Origin of the sequence: Pseudomonas sp. PDM26, from assembly GCF_019219185.1 — a bacterium.
In the GTDB taxonomy this organism is placed as follows: Bacteria; Pseudomonadota; Gammaproteobacteria; order Pseudomonadales; family Pseudomonadaceae; genus Aquipseudomonas.
Genome location: NZ_JAHUWC010000016.1, coordinates 152,148 through 168,335 on the forward strand (window position 1 = coordinate 152,148; position 16,188 = coordinate 168,335).

General features: G+C 61.4%; 10 protein-coding genes. 3 read left to right on the plus strand and 7 right to left on the minus strand.

The window, feature by feature from the left end:
* Positions 1 to 32: 32 nt before the first annotated feature.
* The 4 genes from KW849_RS26855 to speB all read right to left on the minus strand — a co-directional run bounded on the left by KW849_RS26855 (position 33) and on the right by speB (position 4,490).
* Positions 33 to 1,412: a sodium:solute symporter gene (locus KW849_RS26855; RefSeq protein ID WP_218432369.1), complete on the minus strand. Its 1,380-nt coding sequence runs from the start codon at positions 1,410 to 1,412 to the stop codon at positions 33 to 35.
* A gap of 128 nt (positions 1,413 to 1,540) precedes the next feature.
* A complete protein-coding gene (locus KW849_RS26860; protein WP_218432370.1) occupies positions 1,541 to 3,052 on the minus strand; it encodes a cytosine permease in 1,512 nt (503 codons plus the stop codon).
* Positions 3,053 to 3,107: 55 nt separating this feature from the next.
* Positions 3,108 to 3,530, minus strand: coding sequence for a nuclear transport factor 2 family protein (locus KW849_RS26865; RefSeq protein ID WP_218432372.1), 423 nt, complete (start codon positions 3,528 to 3,530; stop codon positions 3,108 to 3,110).
* Positions 3,531 to 3,539: 9 nt separating this feature from the next.
* The gene (speB, locus tag KW849_RS26870; protein ID WP_218432374.1) at positions 3,540 to 4,490 is read right to left on the minus strand and encodes an agmatinase; all 951 of its coding nucleotides are present in this window, start codon (positions 4,488 to 4,490) and stop codon (positions 3,540 to 3,542) included.
* Positions 4,491 to 4,825: 335 nt separating this feature from the next.
* On the opposite strand from speB, the gene KW849_RS26875 reads away from it, so the two are divergent.
* On the plus strand, positions 4,826 to 5,719 hold the full coding sequence (locus KW849_RS26875) for a LysR family transcriptional regulator (RefSeq protein ID WP_218432376.1): 894 nt from the start codon (positions 4,826 to 4,828) through the stop codon (positions 5,717 to 5,719).
* A gap of 4 nt (positions 5,720 to 5,723) precedes the next feature.
* Complete coding sequence (locus KW849_RS26880) at positions 5,724 to 6,317, plus strand: tRNA-uridine aminocarboxypropyltransferase (RefSeq protein ID WP_218432378.1); 594 nt, start codon at positions 5,724 to 5,726, stop codon at positions 6,315 to 6,317.
* 100 nt (positions 6,318 to 6,417) lie between these two features.
* Here KW849_RS26880 and KW849_RS26885 read toward each other — a convergent pair whose 3' ends face one another.
* From KW849_RS26885 to KW849_RS26895, 3 genes are all read right to left on the minus strand, one after another.
* The gene (locus tag KW849_RS26885) at positions 6,418 to 7,773 is read right to left on the minus strand and encodes an HlyD family type I secretion periplasmic adaptor subunit (RefSeq protein ID WP_218432386.1); all 1,356 of its coding nucleotides are present in this window, start codon (positions 7,771 to 7,773) and stop codon (positions 6,418 to 6,420) included.
* Between the two features lie 9 nt (positions 7,774 to 7,782).
* A complete protein-coding gene (locus tag KW849_RS26890) occupies positions 7,783 to 9,942 on the minus strand; it encodes a type I secretion system permease/ATPase (RefSeq protein ID WP_218432388.1) in 2,160 nt (719 codons plus the stop codon).
* Positions 9,943 to 10,092: 150 nt separating this feature from the next.
* The gene (locus KW849_RS26895) at positions 10,093 to 11,451 is read right to left on the minus strand and encodes a TolC family outer membrane protein (protein WP_218432390.1); all 1,359 of its coding nucleotides are present in this window, start codon (positions 11,449 to 11,451) and stop codon (positions 10,093 to 10,095) included.
* A 588-nt stretch (positions 11,452 to 12,039) separates the two neighbouring features.
* On the opposite strand from KW849_RS26895, the gene KW849_RS26900 reads away from it, so the two are divergent.
* Positions 12,040 to 16,188, plus strand: a 4,149-nt coding sequence (locus KW849_RS26900) for a retention module-containing protein (protein WP_218432392.1), incomplete at its 3' end; no start/stop codon positions are given.

Here is a 16,188-nt window from a genome sequence, read left to right on the forward strand (position 1 = left end):
GTCGAAGAAAAAGTCATTCCATTGTTTTCAGTCTAGGCAGCGCTGGCCACAGTCACCGGGCGACGGGACAGCAGGCTCACCACCACGAAACTCACCAGGCCTACACCGAGGCTGTAGTAGATCGGAGTGTTGGCGTCCAGACCGTCCTTGAACATGAACAGCAGCGCAGTGGCGAAGCCCATACCCATGCTGGCGATGGCTCCGGCGGTGGTGGCGCGTTTCCAGAAGATGGCGCCCATCAGCGGGATCAGCATGCCGCCTACCAGCAGGTTGTAGGCCAGGGTCAGGGCGCTGATCACGTCGTTCACGATCAGGGCGATGCCCAGTACCACGATGCCGGTCAACAGGGTGAACAGGCGGTTGATCGCCAGGCTCGACTGTTTGCCGCCACGCAGTTTCGGCAGCAGGTCTTCGGTCAGGGTGGTGGCAGCGGCCAGCAGGCCGGCGCTGGCGGTGGACATCATGGCGGCCAGTGCGGCAGCGATCACCAGGCCACGGATACCGTCCGGCAGGGACAGTTTGACGATGGCGGCGAAGGCGTTGTTGACGTTGTCCAGATCCGGGATCAGTACGTGTGCAGCCATGCCGATCAGGGCGCAGGCCAGGCCGTAGAGGATGCAGTAGATACCGGCAGCGGTACCGGCAACCTGAGCCACTTTGGCGGTCTTGACGGTGAACACCCGTTGCCAGATGTCCTGACCGATCAGGATGCCGAAGAAGTAGATCATGAAGTAGGTGATGATGGTGTCCCAGCCGATGGTGGTGAAGCTGAAGCTCGCCGCCGGCAGTTTCAACACCAACTCATCCCAGCCGCCAACGCGGTACAGGCAGATTGGCAGCAGGATGAACATCAGGCCGACAGTCTTGATCACGAACTGGACGATGTCGGTCAGGGTCAGCGACCACATGCCGCCAATGGCCGAGTAGATCACCACCACGCCGCCGCCGAGCAGTACCGAGATCCAGAACGGCAGGCCGAACAGCACTTGCAGCACGGTGCCGATCGCCAGGATCGAGGTCACGCCGATCATCAGCGCGTAGGCCAGCATGATCACCGCGCTCGCGGAGCGGGCCATCGGGTTGTAGCGTTTTTCCAGCACCTGGGTAACGGTGTAGATCTTCAGTTTCAGCAGCGGTTTGGCGAGGAACAGGTTCAGCGCCACGATCCCGCAGCCGAGGGCCGCACACAGCCAGAAACCGGAGATGCCATGCACGTAGCCCAGACGCACGGTGCCCACGGTGGACGCGCCGCCCAGAACGGTGGCAGCCATGGTGCCCATGTACAGGCTTGGGCCGAGGTTACGACCGGCGACCAAAAAGTCTTCGTTGGTCTTGGCCTTGCGCATGCCGTAATAGCCGAGTATCAGCATCGCGGCGGCGTAGATGAGTACGACGAATAAATCCAAAGCCATTATGGCGTGTCTCCGATTGTCTTTTTTATGGTGGAACTAAAACTGCAGTGATGGGAAAGAACCCCATTGTGGCGAGGGAGCAAGCTCCCTCGCCACAGAGGTCACCTCATGGCCCTGTCTTCAAAAAATCAGGCGACTTGACGCATCGCCGGTTTAGCGAGCGAATCCGTGCCCTTGCTGCGTGAATCGTTCGGACCGAACACTTCGCGTGATTCCGGGAACAGGCTCAGCAACGCCAGGTACACCACCGAGGCCAGGCTCAGGGTCACTGGCAGGCTGATGTCGATACCACCGGCCATTTCGCCCAGCGGCCCGACAAACTGCCCCGGCAGGTTCACAAAGCACAGGCCGACGGCCGCGCTCGGGATCCAGGCACCCAGGCCGCGCCAGTTCCAGCCGTGGGTGAACCAGTAGCGGCCACCTTTCTCGCCGCGGGTGAACACTTGCAGGTCATCCGGGCAGTAGAAACCGCGACGTACCAGCAGGCCGATGATCATGATCACCATCCACGGGGTGGTGCAGGTGATGATCAGCACGGCGAAGGTCGACACGCTCTGCACCAGGTTGGCCGCGAAGCGCCCGATGAAGATGAAGGCAATCGACATCACACCGATCAGCAGCGTGGCTTTGACCCGCGACAGCACCCGAGGGAACACGCTGGACATGTCCAGGCCGGTGCCGTAGAGCGAGGTGGTGCCAGTGGACATGCCGCCGATCACCGCAATCAGGCACACCGGCAGGAAGAACCAGCTCGGCGATACCGCCAGCAGGCCGCCGACATAGTTGTTGGCCGCGATGTAGTCCGGCGCCTTGATCGCCACGATGGTGGCGGTGGTCAGGCCGAACAGGAACGGGATAAACGTTGCGATCTGCGAAATCACCACCGCCGCCATGATGCGGCGCTTTGAGGTGTCACGCGGAATGTAGCGCGACCAGTCGCCGAGGAACGCACCGAAGGAAATCGGATTGCTCATGGCCACCAGCGCAGCACCGATGAAGGCAGCCCAGAAACCGGGTTGGCCCATATTGACGGTGCCGGCGTAGTTCGCATCGAAGGGACCGGCGAAAGCGAAGACACCCAGCAGGAACAGCAGGCTGGCGCTCCACACCGCGATCTTGTTGACCCACAGCAGAAAACGAAAGCCATAGATGCACACGGTCAGTACCAGAATCGCGAACAGACCGTAGGCCAGGCCCAGGGTCAGGTCGGTCTCCGGCAGGCCGATCAGGCGTTTGGCGCCACCGATCAGCGCATCACCCGAACTCCACACCGAAAGCGAGAAGAAGGCGATGGCGGTCAACAGCGACAGGAACGAACCGACGATCCGCCCGTGCACGCCGAAGTGCGCACCGGAAGACACAGCGTTGTTCGTGCCGTTGATCGGGCCGAACAGGCCCATTGGCGCGAGGATCAGCGAACCCAGCAATACGCCCAGCACAATCGCCCAGACGCCCGCCTGGAAAGACAGGCCGAACAGCACCGGGAAACTGCCGAGAACGGCGGTGGCGAAGGTGTTGGAACCACCGAAGATCATCCGGAACAAGTCCGTCGGGCTTGCGGTGCGTTCGTTGTCCGGGATCTGTTCGACCCCGTGGGTTTCAATTTGCGTAAGGCTTTGGTCTTTGTTGTTGTTATTCATGATCAGCTCCGATCATAAAGGCGCGCTCATCGTGCGTGAGCGTCACCTGTGTTGGCTAAGGGGGTGGCAGCCCTTCCGGCATCGCGGACAAATGTTCGTGGCAGGCCAGCCATAGGCCTTGTTGTTCTTGGCCAGACGCTTGTTTCCTGAAAACAATCGTCTCGCGCTCCTGGCTAAAGTGCTGTTCCCCTTGCATGCGCAGCTCGGTGGCTACGTCATGGATGAAAATCGCCACGTCACCCTGCAGGCTGACGAAAGCGTTGCTTGAGGTGCACGAGAGCACCTTGAAGCCATCCTCGGCGCGCCAGCCGTCCCACATCGCCTGATAGGCGTCGCGCGACAGCAGGGGCTGTTCGAGGGTGTAGAAGACGAAGCTGGCATCGGCACTGAACGCGCCGAAGTAGGCTTCGCGATCGTTACGGGCAAAAGCGGACACCAGATCGGCGGCGGCTTTCAGAACCTGATCACGTTCGTTCATGACCGATCCTCAGCGGTGGACTACGCCAGGCAGTACGCAGAGCATTTCGTACAGCAGGTTGGCGGCCAGCAGTGAGGTGTTGCCGGTGGTGTCGTAAGCGGGCGAGACTTCTACCAGATCGCAACCGACCAGGTCGAGGCCTTGGCAGCCACGAACGATCTCGATCGCCTGAATGGTCGTCAGGCCGCCGATTTCCGGGGTGCCGGTGCCAGGTGCCCAAGCCGGGTCGATGCCGTCGATGTCGAAGCTGAGGTAAACAGGACCGCCGCCGACTTTCTCGCAGACTTCAGCCATCAAGGGCTCCAGCGATTTGTGCCAGCACTCTTCGGCCTGAACCACACGGAAGCCCTGGTTGCGGCTCCAGTTGAAGTCGTCAGCGGTGTAGCCCTGGGCGCGCAGGCCAATCTGCACGACGCGGTCCGGATCCAGAAGACCTTCTTCAACGGCGCGACGGAAGGTGGTGCCGTGGGCGATTTTCTCGCCAAACATGTGATCGTTCACATCGGCGTGAGCGTCGATGTGCACCAGGCCGACCTTGCCGTGCTTCTTATGGATGGCACGCAGGATCGGCAGGGTGATGGTATGGTCGCCGCCAAGGGTCAGGGGGATCACATCGTGTTCGAGGATGTTGTCGTAGGATTCTTCGATGATCCGTACGGCATCCAGCAGGTTGAAGGTGTTGATTGCAATGTCGCCAATGTCGGCAACCGACAGCGAGTCGAATGGTGCAGCACCGGTGGCCATGTTGTACGGGCGGATCATGACCGATTCAGCACGGATTTCGCGAGGCCCGAAGCGGGTGCCAGGGCGCAGCGAGGTGCCGATGTCCAGTGGCACACCTACGAAGGCAGCGTCCAGGCCGGCAGCGGTGTTCAAATGGGGGAGTCGCATCATGGTGGCGATGCCGCCGAAGCGCGGCATTTCGTTGCCGCCCAGTGGCTGGTGAAGAATCTTGTCCACGGGTAGGACCTCATCGTCGTTGTTTTAGTTATTCAGGTAAGCCGTACACGGGAGTACGGGTGAACCTTGTGGCGCCGATTCTGCGAAATGTAGTGGCCGGGAAGAATCGCTACGGGCAAATACTTAGTTCAGATTTTTCTAAACTAATGGCTGGGACAGCGATAGACTTAAGGTGCTCCGCAGAATCCTGTGGCGAGGGAGCTTGCTCCCGCTGGGGTGCGAAGCAGCCCCAAACCATTCACCTCAGTGCGGCAGACAAACCACATGAGCACGTCTTACGACTGCTGCGCAGCCGAGCGGGAGCAAGCTCCCTCGCCACAAGAGCAGGAGTTCCCATGGCCAACGCTTTACCCGACCTGAAACTATTGCGCATCTTCGTCAGCGTGGTGCGCCATCAGGGCTTCGCCAACGCCCAGCAGGAGCTCAATCTCTCGACGTCGGCCATCAGCACCTACATGAGCCAGCTCGAAGCGGCTCTTGGCCTGGTGCTGTGCCATCGTGGTCGTGGCGGTTTCAGCCTGACCAGCAAGGGCGAACTGTTCCATCAGGAAACCCTGCGCCTGTTGGGCGAACTCGAAGGCTTCGAGCAATACGCCGCCGCCCTCAAGGGTGAGTTGCGCGGTACCTTGAATCTCGGGGTAATCGACTCCACGGTCAGCGACAAGGCCCTGCCGTTCGCCGAAGCCATCGGCGCCTACAGCCAGGAACACCCGGCCGTGCACTTGCACCTGTCGGTGATGAGCCCTTACGAATTGCAACTCGGCGTGCAGGACAACCGTCTCGACCTGGCCATTGGTGCGTTTTCCACGCGTATGAGCGGTCTGGTGTACATGCCGCTGTACCGTGAACAACACTGGTTGTATTGCAGCTCGCGGCATCCACTGTTCAACGAGCGGCGCATTCCCGAGCAAGTCATCACTCAGCAGCGCATGGTTGGCCGTGGCTACTGGAGCCAGGCTGAACTGGCGCGCCACGGCTTCAAACACAGCGCCGCGACCGTGGAAAGTATGGAGGCCCAGTTGATTCTGGTGCTGTCCGGCGCCTACATCGGTTACCTGCCGGAGCACTACGCCCAGGCCTGGGCCGACAAGGGTGACTTGCGGGTGTTGCTGCCGGCGACCTTCGGTTATCAGGCGCCGTTCTCGATGATCGTGCGTCGGGGGCGTAGCCGCGAGCCGCTGATCCAGACGTTTCGCGACTTGCTTAAAGCCCAACTGAATCAGGCTTGAGAATATGTCCAGAATCCAGTGCCCGCGCTGCCTGCGCCCGCAAAGCCACTGCCTGTGCCCATTGATCCCGAGCCTCGACAGCCGCACCCGGGTGTTGCTGTTGCAGCATCCGAGCGAAGTGAACCATGCGCTGAATACGGCGCGGCTGGCGGCGTTGGGCTTGAACAATGCCGAGTTGATCGTCGGCGAGGTGTTCGAGGATTTGCCGACGCTGTTGAATCAGCCGGGGTATCGGGCGCGGTTACTGTTTCCCGGCGAAGATGCCCAGCCGATGCAGGCTTGTGCCGCGACAGACGAACCCTTGTTGCTGGTGGTCCCGGACGGCACCTGGCGCAAGGCGCGCAAGATGTTGCACCTCAACCCGCTGCTGGCGGCGTTGCCGAGGGTGACGCTGGCCGAAGGCGGCGTATCCCGCTATCGCCTGCGCAAGGCGCCGGGGCCGGGAGCGTTATCGACGGTGGAGGCGATTGTGCAAGCGCTGGAAACCCTCGAGGCGCCGACTTCGTTTGCGCCGTTGTTGAAGCCGTTCGAGGCGTTGATCGAGGGGCAGATCGCGGCGATGGGGGAGGAGGTTTACCAGCGTAATCACGGTGGTTAAAGATCAAAAGATCGCCCGAGCGCGGACCGAGCCTTCGGCAGCTCCTACAGGTAATACGCGATCCCCTGTAGGAGCTGCCGAAGGCTGCGATCTTTTGATCTTACCTTTCCCGCATCGCCTCGGTCCGCGCTTTCAACACCGGTTTAAGCAAGTAATCCAGCACCGTTTTCTCCCCGGTAATAATGTCCACCGTCGCCACCATCCCCGGAATGATCAGCAGCGGTTTCACATCCCCGCCCAAATGGTTTTTATCGGTACGCACCTGAATCAGATAGAAGCTGTTGCCCTTGTCGTCGGTGATGGTGTCGGCGCCGATCAACTCCAGCTTGGCGCTCAGGCCGCCGTAAATGGTGTAGTCATAGGCACTGAACTTGACCATGGCTTTCTGGCCCGGATGCAGGAATGCAACGTCCTGCGGGCGGACCTTGGCTTCGATCAGCAGGTTGTCTTCCAGCGGCACGATTTCCACCATGTCGCTGCCCGGCTGGACCACGCCGCCGATGGTGTTGACCTTCAACACCTTGATGATGCCGTGAACCGGCGAGACCACGGTGGTACGGGTCACGCGGTCGTCGATGGCGATGCTCGATGCCGTGATTTTCGACAGGTCGGTGCGTTTCTCGTTCAGCTCTTTGGCGGCTTCGGAACGGAAGGTCTGTTCCGACTCATCGATCTTGCTTTTGATCTCGTTGATCGCCGATTCGGCCCGGGGAATGGCCAGGGTGGTGGCATTGAGCGAGCCGCGAATCTCCACCGCGCTGCGTTTGAGGCGCAGGATTTCCACCGGTGACACCGCACCCGTGCCTACCAGCGGCGTGGACATGTTCATTTCCTGTTGCAGCAGCGCCAGGCTTGAACTGAATTGACCCTGCTTCGAGCGGAACTCCGCCAACTCCTGGGTTTTTTGCCGAAGTTGCTCGGTCAGGGTGCGCTGCTCGCTGGCCAGTCGGCGTTGCCGCTGCTCGTACAGCGAGCGCTCGTCTTCGGCCACTTGCGGAGCCTTGGCGATCACCTCTTCTGACAATTTGAACGGCCGACCTTCGGCTTCGGCCGAAAGCCGTTCGACTTGTGCGGTCAAGGCATAGCGATCGGCTTCGCTTTCGCCCTTGTTTGACAGATAGCGGGTGTCATCCAGGCGCAGCAGGGTGTCGCCCTTGTTCACCATTTGTCCTTCACGGACGAAAATTTCAGTGACGATGCCACCCTCCAGGTTCTGGATCACCTGGACCTTGCTCGACGGAATCGCCTTGCCTTCGCCCATGGTCACTTCCTGCAACACGGCGAATCTGGCCCAGACCAGTGCGCTGATCACCAGCGCGGCCGCCAGCCACACAGTGATTCGCGACCCGCGCGGCGAGTCCTGCAACGACGCGCCGGCGGTTTCCGGCATGAACTCGGTTTCGGCACTTTTGTTGAAACTGTCGAAGTAGCCACGGGATCCTTGATCGGCAGACATGGACGACTCCTAGACGGCCGCAGAGCCGACACGGCCCTTGCGCAGTGCATCGATGACCGCTTCTTTCGGACCGTCGGCGACGATCCGTCCACTGTCCAGCACCACCAACCGGTCCACCAGGCTCAGCATCGAGGTGCGGTGGGTCACCAGCAGGATGGTTTTGCCCTGGACCCAGCCGTGAAGTTTTTGCCGCAGGACGTCTTCGCTGCTGTTGTCCATAGCGCTGGTGGGTTCGTCGAGCAGCATGATGGGCGGGTCGAGCAACATCGCCCGGGCCATCAATACCGCCTGGCGCTGACCGCCGGACAGCAGTTGCCCACGTTCGCCCACGGGCCGGTCGAAGCCTTGCGGGTGTTGCCGGGCCAGTTCGGTGACGCCGGTCATTTCCGCCACTTCGAGCATGCGTGAGTCACTGATGTAGCGCGCGCCGAGGGTCAGGTTGTCGCGCAGGCTGCCGGCCAGCAGTGGTAGGTCGTGGGCGACGTAACCGATTTGATGGCGCAGGTCGGCGACGTCCAGTTGTCGCAGGTCCAGGCCATCGAGCAGCAACTGGCCTTCATCCGGTTCGTAGAAGCCCATCACCAGTCGCGCCAGGGTGCTTTTGCCTGAGCCGCTGCGGCCAATGATGCCGATGCGTTCACCGGGTTTCACACTGAAGCTGACATTGGCCAGGGCGGGAGAACTCTGACCGTTGTAGTGGAAGGTTACGCCGACAACATCCAGCGCGCCTTGCAGTTGGGTGCGCTCCAGTGGCCGCTGTTTGGCGTCGCGCTCCTGGGGCAGGCTCATCAACGCGTCGGTGCTTTTCATGGTCAGTTGCGCTTGCTGGTAGCGGGTGATCAGGCCGGCGATCTGTCCCAGCGGCGCCAGCACCCGACTGCCGAGCATGTAGCTGGCCACCAGGGCACCGACGCTGAGGTTGCCGGCGATGATGCTGTAGACCCCGGCGACGATGGTCGCCATACCGGACAGTTGCTGGATGAACAGCGTGCCATTGGTAGCCAGGGCCGAGAGGTTGCGCGCGTGGCTGTCGAGGCGGGTGAGGGCGCCGTGGGTGCTTTCCCATTTGTGCTGGCGTTCGCTTTCGGCGCTGCAGGCCTTGAGGGTTTCCAGGCCGCTGAGGGTTTCGATCAGCAGAGCCTGGCGTTCGGCGCCAAGGCTGAGGCTCTTTTGCACGGTGTCGCGCAGGCGGACCTGGATCACCATGGCAAAGATGATGGTGATGGGGAACGCCAGGATCGGGATCACCACCAGCCAGCCACCGAGCAGGCCGATCACCAGCAGCATCAGCAGGCAGAAGGGCAGGTCGATCAGGCTGGTGAGGGTCACGGCGGTGAGAAATTCCCGCAGGCCCTGGAAGTCATGAATGCTTTGGGCGAAGCCACCGATGGTCGCCGGCCGCGCTTTCATCGCCATGCCGGTGATGCGCTCGAACAGGGTGGCCGACAGGATCACATCGGTTTTTTTGCCGGCGGAATCCAGCAAGTGCGCGCGCACGACCCGCAGTACCAGCTCGAACGCGGTACCGATCAGCAGACCGATCGTCAGCACCCACAAGGTCGAAGTGGCCTGGTTCGGCACTACGCGGTCGTAGGTCTGCATCACGAACAGCGGCACCATCAATCCCAGCAGGTTGATCAGGAAGCTCGCCAGGATCGCATCGCTGTACAACCATTTCGACAACTTCAGCGTATCGCGAAACCAGGCCTGCACCCGTGGCACCAACGGCGAGCGCAGGTCTTCGAGTTCGTGGCGTGGTCGGGCAAACAATGCCTGGCCACTGTAGTGTTCGGCCAACTCTTCAAGGCTGAGCCATTGTTCGCCGCCGTCGGCTTCGCTGGGCAGGATCAGCACCTTGCCGTCCTCGCCATAACGGCGCAGGACCGCCGTGCGGCCGTTGTCGAGCAATAGCAGCACGGGCAGATTGAGCGGGGAAATGTCTTTGAGGTCACGGCGCAGCAAGCGCGCCTGTAAACCGGCCCGGGCCGCTGCACGGGGCAGCAGGTCCAGGCTCAGGCGTTGGTGTGCCATGGGCAGCCCGGCACTCAGGCTGGCGCGACTGACCGTCGCGCCGTGGAGTTTGCAGAGGATCAGCAGACCGTCCAGAAGCGGGTCATCGAAGCTCAGGCGTGGATCGACACCGGTGTTGCCGGGTTCCATGCTGGTCACATTGATTGCTCCCGTTGCTCTGCGGCAATTGACAGATATCTGCATATCTCACTGTAGGAGCTGCCGCAGGCTGCGATCTTTTGATCTTGATTGCTCAAAAGCAAAGTCAAAAGATCGCAGCCTGCGGCAGCTCCTACACGGGTATTTCGGTTATTTCATTTCAGGCAGACGAGCTTCGTTTTTCACTTCGGTCTGGGCGATCGCGTCGGCGGGCAGTACGACCCGTTGTTTGCTCAACAACTGGCCCATGTTCGCCAGGACTCGGTACATCGAAAACTCTTCGGTGTAGCGCACTTCGGTGTAGCGACGGTTGGCATTGTAGAGTTCGTTTTCACTGTCGAGCAGGTCCAGCAGGGTCCGTTGACCGAGGCCGAACTGATCCTGGTAGGCGATGCGTACGCGTTTGCTGGTATCGGCGTATTCACGGGCGGTCGGGGTTTGTTTCTTGGCATTGACCATGGCGTTCCAGGCCAGGTGAATGTTCTCGTTGAGCTGGCGCAGGGCGTTGTTACGGATGTCCATGGCCTGGTTGATCTTGTGCGAATCGGAGGCCAGGCGCGCCTTGTCGCTGCCGCCGCGGAACAGGTTGTAGTTCATGATCACGCCGACCCGCCATTCATTGTCGTGGCCTTCGTCACCCTGCACGTTGTTGTTCGCGCCCACGGCAGCCTCGGCGTCGAGGCGTGGGTAGAACGGCGACTTGGCGACTTCGTACTGGCTTTCGGCCGATTGCACGTCGGCCTGTGCGGATTTCAGGTAAGGGTTGTTTTCCACCATGCTCTGCTGGGCTTCGGGCAGTGAGGTGGGGACTTCGCCGCGAATCGACGGCGGGGTTTCGAGTTCATCGGGCATGCGCCCTACAACGGCATAGAAGTTCGATTCGGCGTCAGCCAGATCGACTTCGGCGGTGTCGAGGTTGTTTTCTGCCAGTGCCCGGCGAGCCGCGGACTGGTCGGCATCGGCGTTGCTGCCCACGCCGCGCTGGGTGCGCAGGCCGATCTGGTCGTTGACCCGCAAGTGCGCTTGCAGGTTGTTCTTGGCCAGTGTCACCAGTTCGCGACGCTTGAGCACGTCGAGGTAAACCTCGGTGGTGCGCAGGGCCAGATCCTGAGCTGTCCCTTGAGCGTAATAGGCTCGCGAGTTGACCACATCCCGGGTGCGTCCGACCTCATTGGCGGTGTTGAACCCGTCAAAGAGCATTTGTCGCAGGCGCAATTCCGACTGGGTGTAGTTGAGGGTTTCGGTGTTGTGATTACCGAACGCCCGGGTATTGGTGTTATCGCTATACGCGCGCCCGTAGGCGGCGTTCAAATCAACCGATGGATAAAAGCCCCCTTTGGCGACCTTCACGTCCTCATCCGCCGACAGGCGGCTGTCCACCCGTGATGCCAGCTCTGGGTGGGTCGCGATGGTGCTCTGGATTGCCTCGGTCAGCGTCATGGCCTGAACCTGGGACGAGCAGGCCATGGCCCAGAGAACCGCGCTGCAGAGGGGGGTTAATAGGCGCATGTTGCATCTCCCTGATTCCTGATGGTGCTTATCAGTCGCCAAATATTTGACGACATTTATAGTTAAAGTTGTTTCACATCTTTAACAAAAGAGCTAAGAACATTCTGGAGCGTAGCTAAGAAATTTTTTTCATAACGGGTATGCCAAAAAAAACTTATGAGCTCTGCAAAATCCAGCACATTGTTCAATTCGAAAGCCCTTGTTTTATGGGCGTTAAGGCGCTTGTCGGGGTTTGAGGAAAGTTCCAATCCACTTATCGACATAGAGCGGAGAAGTGCTGGAGGGGAGGGACGCGAGCGGTCTGGTGGCGACGGTTTTTTGTCACTTGAGTGATTCAAGATCGTTACGCATTGCTCACAGGCAACGTTGTTGCGCGCAGGGATCCGATGCCATTGATTGCAGAGGGTTTTTCCCAAGATCGTAAACAGCGCCGTGAGCGACTGGCTGGGCGAGATCGTTGCCGGGACCACGGCTTACTCACGTAAACCGGTACCTGGAACACGATCCGCCAGACACCCCGCTTGAGTCGTGAGCACGTTCTTCGCACAAACAGGTTGCCAACAGCGGTTGGCAGCGGAGGAAGTGCACATGGCTACGCTCATCGGTATCGTCAGTAAGGTCATCGGTCAGGTGTTCGCGGTTGCGAGCGACGGCACCCGGCGTGCTTTGGTCGAAGGGGACCGGTTGTTCGCCGGCGACCAACTGAGCACTGGCGCCGAAGGCGCGGTGGCGGTGCATCTGCAAAATGGCCAGGAACTGACCCTCGGGCGCGGCAGCAGCATGCAGATGACCTCGCAGCTGCTCGCCAATCAGATTCCCCATGTGGACTCGTCTGAGGTGGTGACGCCGAGCGAGGCGCAGCTGACGGATGTCGAACAGCTGCAAAAAGCCATTGCGGTCGGCGACGACCCGACCCAGACCGCTGAAGCCACCGCTGCCGGGCCTGCCACGACTACCGGTGTGCCGGGTGGCATCCCGGGTAGTGGTCATAGTTTCGTCCTGCTCGAAGAAGTGGGCGGGCGAGTCGATCCGATCATCGGCTTCCCCACTGCCGGGTTCAATAGCATTCCCGAACTTCCCGAAGAACGCCTGAACGTTAATCCGGACAACAACGTTGTAGCGGACGATGCTCCTGTGGTGCCGCCGGTGGTTCCGGAAGTGCCGAACAATCCGGTCACCTTCGACGGCCTGTCGGAGCAGAACGGTGAGCGGACGGTCAATGAAGCCAACCTGGCCGACGGTTCGGCGAGGAACGAAGGCTCGCTGACGCGAAGCGGCACCTTCACCATCAATGCGCCAGACAGGCTGAGCAGCCTCAGCATCGGCGGGATCAACTTGATCAGCGGCGGCGTGGCGGCAGGTTTCCCGCAGTCGATCACCTCCCCGCTGGGCAGCACGCTGACCGTCACCAGTTACAACCCGGCCACGGGCGTGGTCAGTTACAGCTACACCCTCAACCGTGCCGAATCCCACGCAAGCGGCGAGGGTGCCAATAGTCTTGCCGAACACGTCACCGTGGTGGCCAGCGACAGCAATGGCGACAGCATTACCGGTACGCTGGATATCAGCATCATCGACGACGTCCCCCAAGCAGTCGATGACAACAATGGCACCGCCTCGGAAACCCTGCTGACCCTCAACGGCAACGTGCTGAGCAACGACGTGCAAGGCGCCGACCGCGTGACGGTCGGGGAAAACAGCGGGCCGATCACCTCCGGCACCTTCACCGGGACCTACGGCACCCTGGTGCTGAATGCCAACGGCAGTTACACCTACACCCTCAACACCAGCGATGCGGATTTCATCGCCCTGCACGGTGGTGGCGACGGCACCGAAACCTTCACCTATACGCTGACGGACGCCGATGGCGACAGCAGCACCGCCAACCTGGTGCTGCAGATACACAACAACGATGACTCGGTGACGGTTGGCGGTTTGAACGTTGGCGGCGGCGAGCTGACCGTCTTCGAGAAAAACCTCAGCGACGGCAGCAACCCCGACGCACTGGCCCTGACCCAGAACGGCACCTTCACCGTCACCGCCCTCGACGGCGTGACGAGCCTGACCGTCGGCGGTATCGCCGTGGTCAGCGGTGGCGTGGCCACCGGCTTGCCGCAATCGATCACCACCGCGCTGGGCAGCACGCTGACCATCACTGGGTTTAACGCCGCGACCGGGGTGATCAGCTACAGCTACACCCTGAATGACAACGAAGCGCACCCGACGGGCAACGGCGCCAACACCCTGCCCGAACAGTTCGCCGTGACCGTGGTCGACGGCAACGGCACCACCGCCGCTGGTTCACTGGACGTCAGCATCGTCGACGACCTGCCCAATAGCGTGGACGACAGTAATGCCAGTACCGCCTCGGAAACCCTGCTGACCCTCAGCGGCAACGTGCTGAGCAATGACGTGCAGGGCGCGGACCGGGTAGCGCTCGGGGAAAACGCCGGCCCGATCACCCCCGGGACCTTCGCCGGGACCTACGGCACCCTGGTGCTGAATGCCAACGGCAGTTACACCTACACCCTCAACACCAGCGATGCGGATTTCATCGCCCTGCACGGTGGTGGCAGCAGCACTGAGTCCTTCAGCTACACCCTCACCGATGCGGACGGCGACAGCAGCACGGCGAATCTGGTGCTGCAGATCCACAACAACGATGACTCGGTGACGGTCGGCGGTTTGAACGTTGGCGGCGGCGAGCTGACCGTCTTCGAGAAAAACCTCAGCGACGGCAGCAACCCCGACGCACTGGCCCTGACCCAGAACGGCACCTTCACCGTCACCGCCCTCGACGGCGTGACGAGCCTGAGCGTCGGCGGCATCGCCGTGGTCAGCAGTGGCGTGGCTGCGGGCTTGCCGCAATCGATCACCACGCCGTTGGGCAGCACGTTGACCATCACCGGTTACAACCCGGCGACCGGGGTGATCAGCTACAGCTACACCCTCAACGATAACGAAGCGCACCCGACGGCTAACGGTGCCAACACTTTGCCTGAGCAGTTCGCCGTGACCGTGGTCGACGACAACGGCACCACCGCCACGGGCAGCCTCGACGTGAACATCGTCGACGACCTGCCCAGTGGCGTGGACGACAGCCATGCCGGTACCGCCTCGGAAACCCTGCTAACCCTCAGCGGCAATGTGTTGAGCAACGACGTGCAAGGCGCCGACCGCGTAACGCTCGGGGAAAACAGCGGGCCGATCACCCCCGGGACCTTCACCGGGACCTACGGCACCCTGGTGCTCAACGCCAACGGCAGTTACACCTACACCCTCAACACCAGCGATGCCGATTTCATCGCCCTGCACGGCGGTGGCAATGGCACTGAAACCTTCAGCTATACGCTGACGGACGCCGATGGCGACAGCAGCACCGCCAATCTGGTGCTGCAGATCCACAACAACGATGACTCGACCACAATCGGCGGATTGAACGTTGGCGGCGGCGAGCTGACCGTCTTCGAGAAAAACCTCAGCGACGGCAGCAACCCCGACGCACTGGCCCTGACCCAGAACGGCACCTTCACCGTCACCGCCCTCGATGGCGTCACCACCCTGACCGTCGGCGGTATTGCCGTGGTCAGCGGCGGTGTGGCTGCGGGCTTCCCGCAGTCGATCACCACGCCGCTGGGCAGTACGCTGACCGTCACCGGGTTTAATGCAACGACCGGGGTGATCAGCTACAGCTACACCCTGAACGACAACGAAGCGCACCCGACCGGCAACGGTGCCAACACCCTGCCTGAGCAGTTCGCCGTGACCGTGGTTGACGACAACGGCACCACCGCGACGGGCAGCCTCGACGTGAACATCGTCGACGACCTGCCCAGTGGCGTGGACGACAGCCATGCTTTGACAGCCTCGGAAACCCTGCTAACCCTCAGCGGCAATGTGTTGAGCAACGACGTGCAAGGCGCCGACCGGATAGTGCTCGGAGAAAACACCGGCCCCATCATTCCCGGGACCTTCACCGGGACCTACGGCACCCTGGTGCTGAATGCCAACGGCACCTACACCTACACCCTCAACCCCAGCGACGCCGACTTCACAGCCCTGCACGGCGGTGGCGACGGTACCGAAATCTTCGCCTATACCCTCACCGATGCCGATGGCGACACCAGCACCGCGAACCTGGTGCTCAACGTCTACAACAACGACGACCAGGTAACCCTCAACGGCCTCGACGTGTATGGCGGTGAGCTGACGGTTGACGAAAAAAACCTCAGCGACGGCAGCAGCCCCGACGCACTGGCCCTGACCCAGAACGGCACCTTCACCGTGGTCGCCCTCGACGGCGTGACGAGCCTGACCGTCGGCGGCATCGCCGTGGTCAGCGGTGGCGTGGCCGCGGGCTTGCCGCAATCGATCACCACGCCGCTGGGCAGCACGCTGACCATCACCGGGTTCAACGCGGCGACCGGTGTCGTGAGCTACAGCTACACCCTGAATGACAACGAAGGGCACCCGACGGCCAACGGTGCCAACACCCTGCCCGAGCAGTTCGCCGTGACCGTGGTCGACGACAACGGCACCACCGCCACCGGTTCACTCGACGTCAACATCGTCGACGACCTGCCGGAGGGCGTGGACGACAGCCATGCTTTGACAGCCTCGGAAACCCTGCTGACCCTCAGCGGCAATGTGTTGAGCAACGATGTGCAAGGCGCTGACCGCGTAACGCTCGGGGAAAACGCCGGGCCGATCACCCCCGGGACCTTCACCGGGACCTAC

What these genes read in the sequence shown, in the direction of transcription:
- KW849_RS26895 (WP_218432390.1), bottom strand. Translation starts at nt 11,451, where the DNA reads ATGCGCCTATTAACCCCCCTCTGCAGCGCGGTTCTCTGGGCCATGGCC.
- KW849_RS26855 (WP_218432369.1), bottom strand. Translation starts at nt 1,412, where the DNA reads ATGGCTTTGGATTTATTCGTCGTACTCATCTACGCCGCCGCGATGCTG.
- KW849_RS26875 (WP_218432376.1), top strand. Translation starts at nt 4,826, where the DNA reads ATGGCCAACGCTTTACCCGACCTGAAACTATTGCGCATCTTCGTCAGC.
- KW849_RS26865 (WP_218432372.1), bottom strand. Translation starts at nt 3,530, where the DNA reads ATGAACGAACGTGATCAGGTTCTGAAAGCCGCCGCCGATCTGGTGTCC.
- KW849_RS26860 (WP_218432370.1), bottom strand. Translation starts at nt 3,052, where the DNA reads ATGAATAACAACAACAAAGACCAAAGCCTTACGCAAATTGAAACCCAC.
- KW849_RS26885 (WP_218432386.1), bottom strand. Translation starts at nt 7,773, where the DNA reads ATGTCTGCCGATCAAGGATCCCGTGGCTACTTCGACAGTTTCAACAAA.
- KW849_RS26880 (WP_218432378.1), top strand. Translation starts at nt 5,724, where the DNA reads ATGTCCAGAATCCAGTGCCCGCGCTGCCTGCGCCCGCAAAGCCACTGC.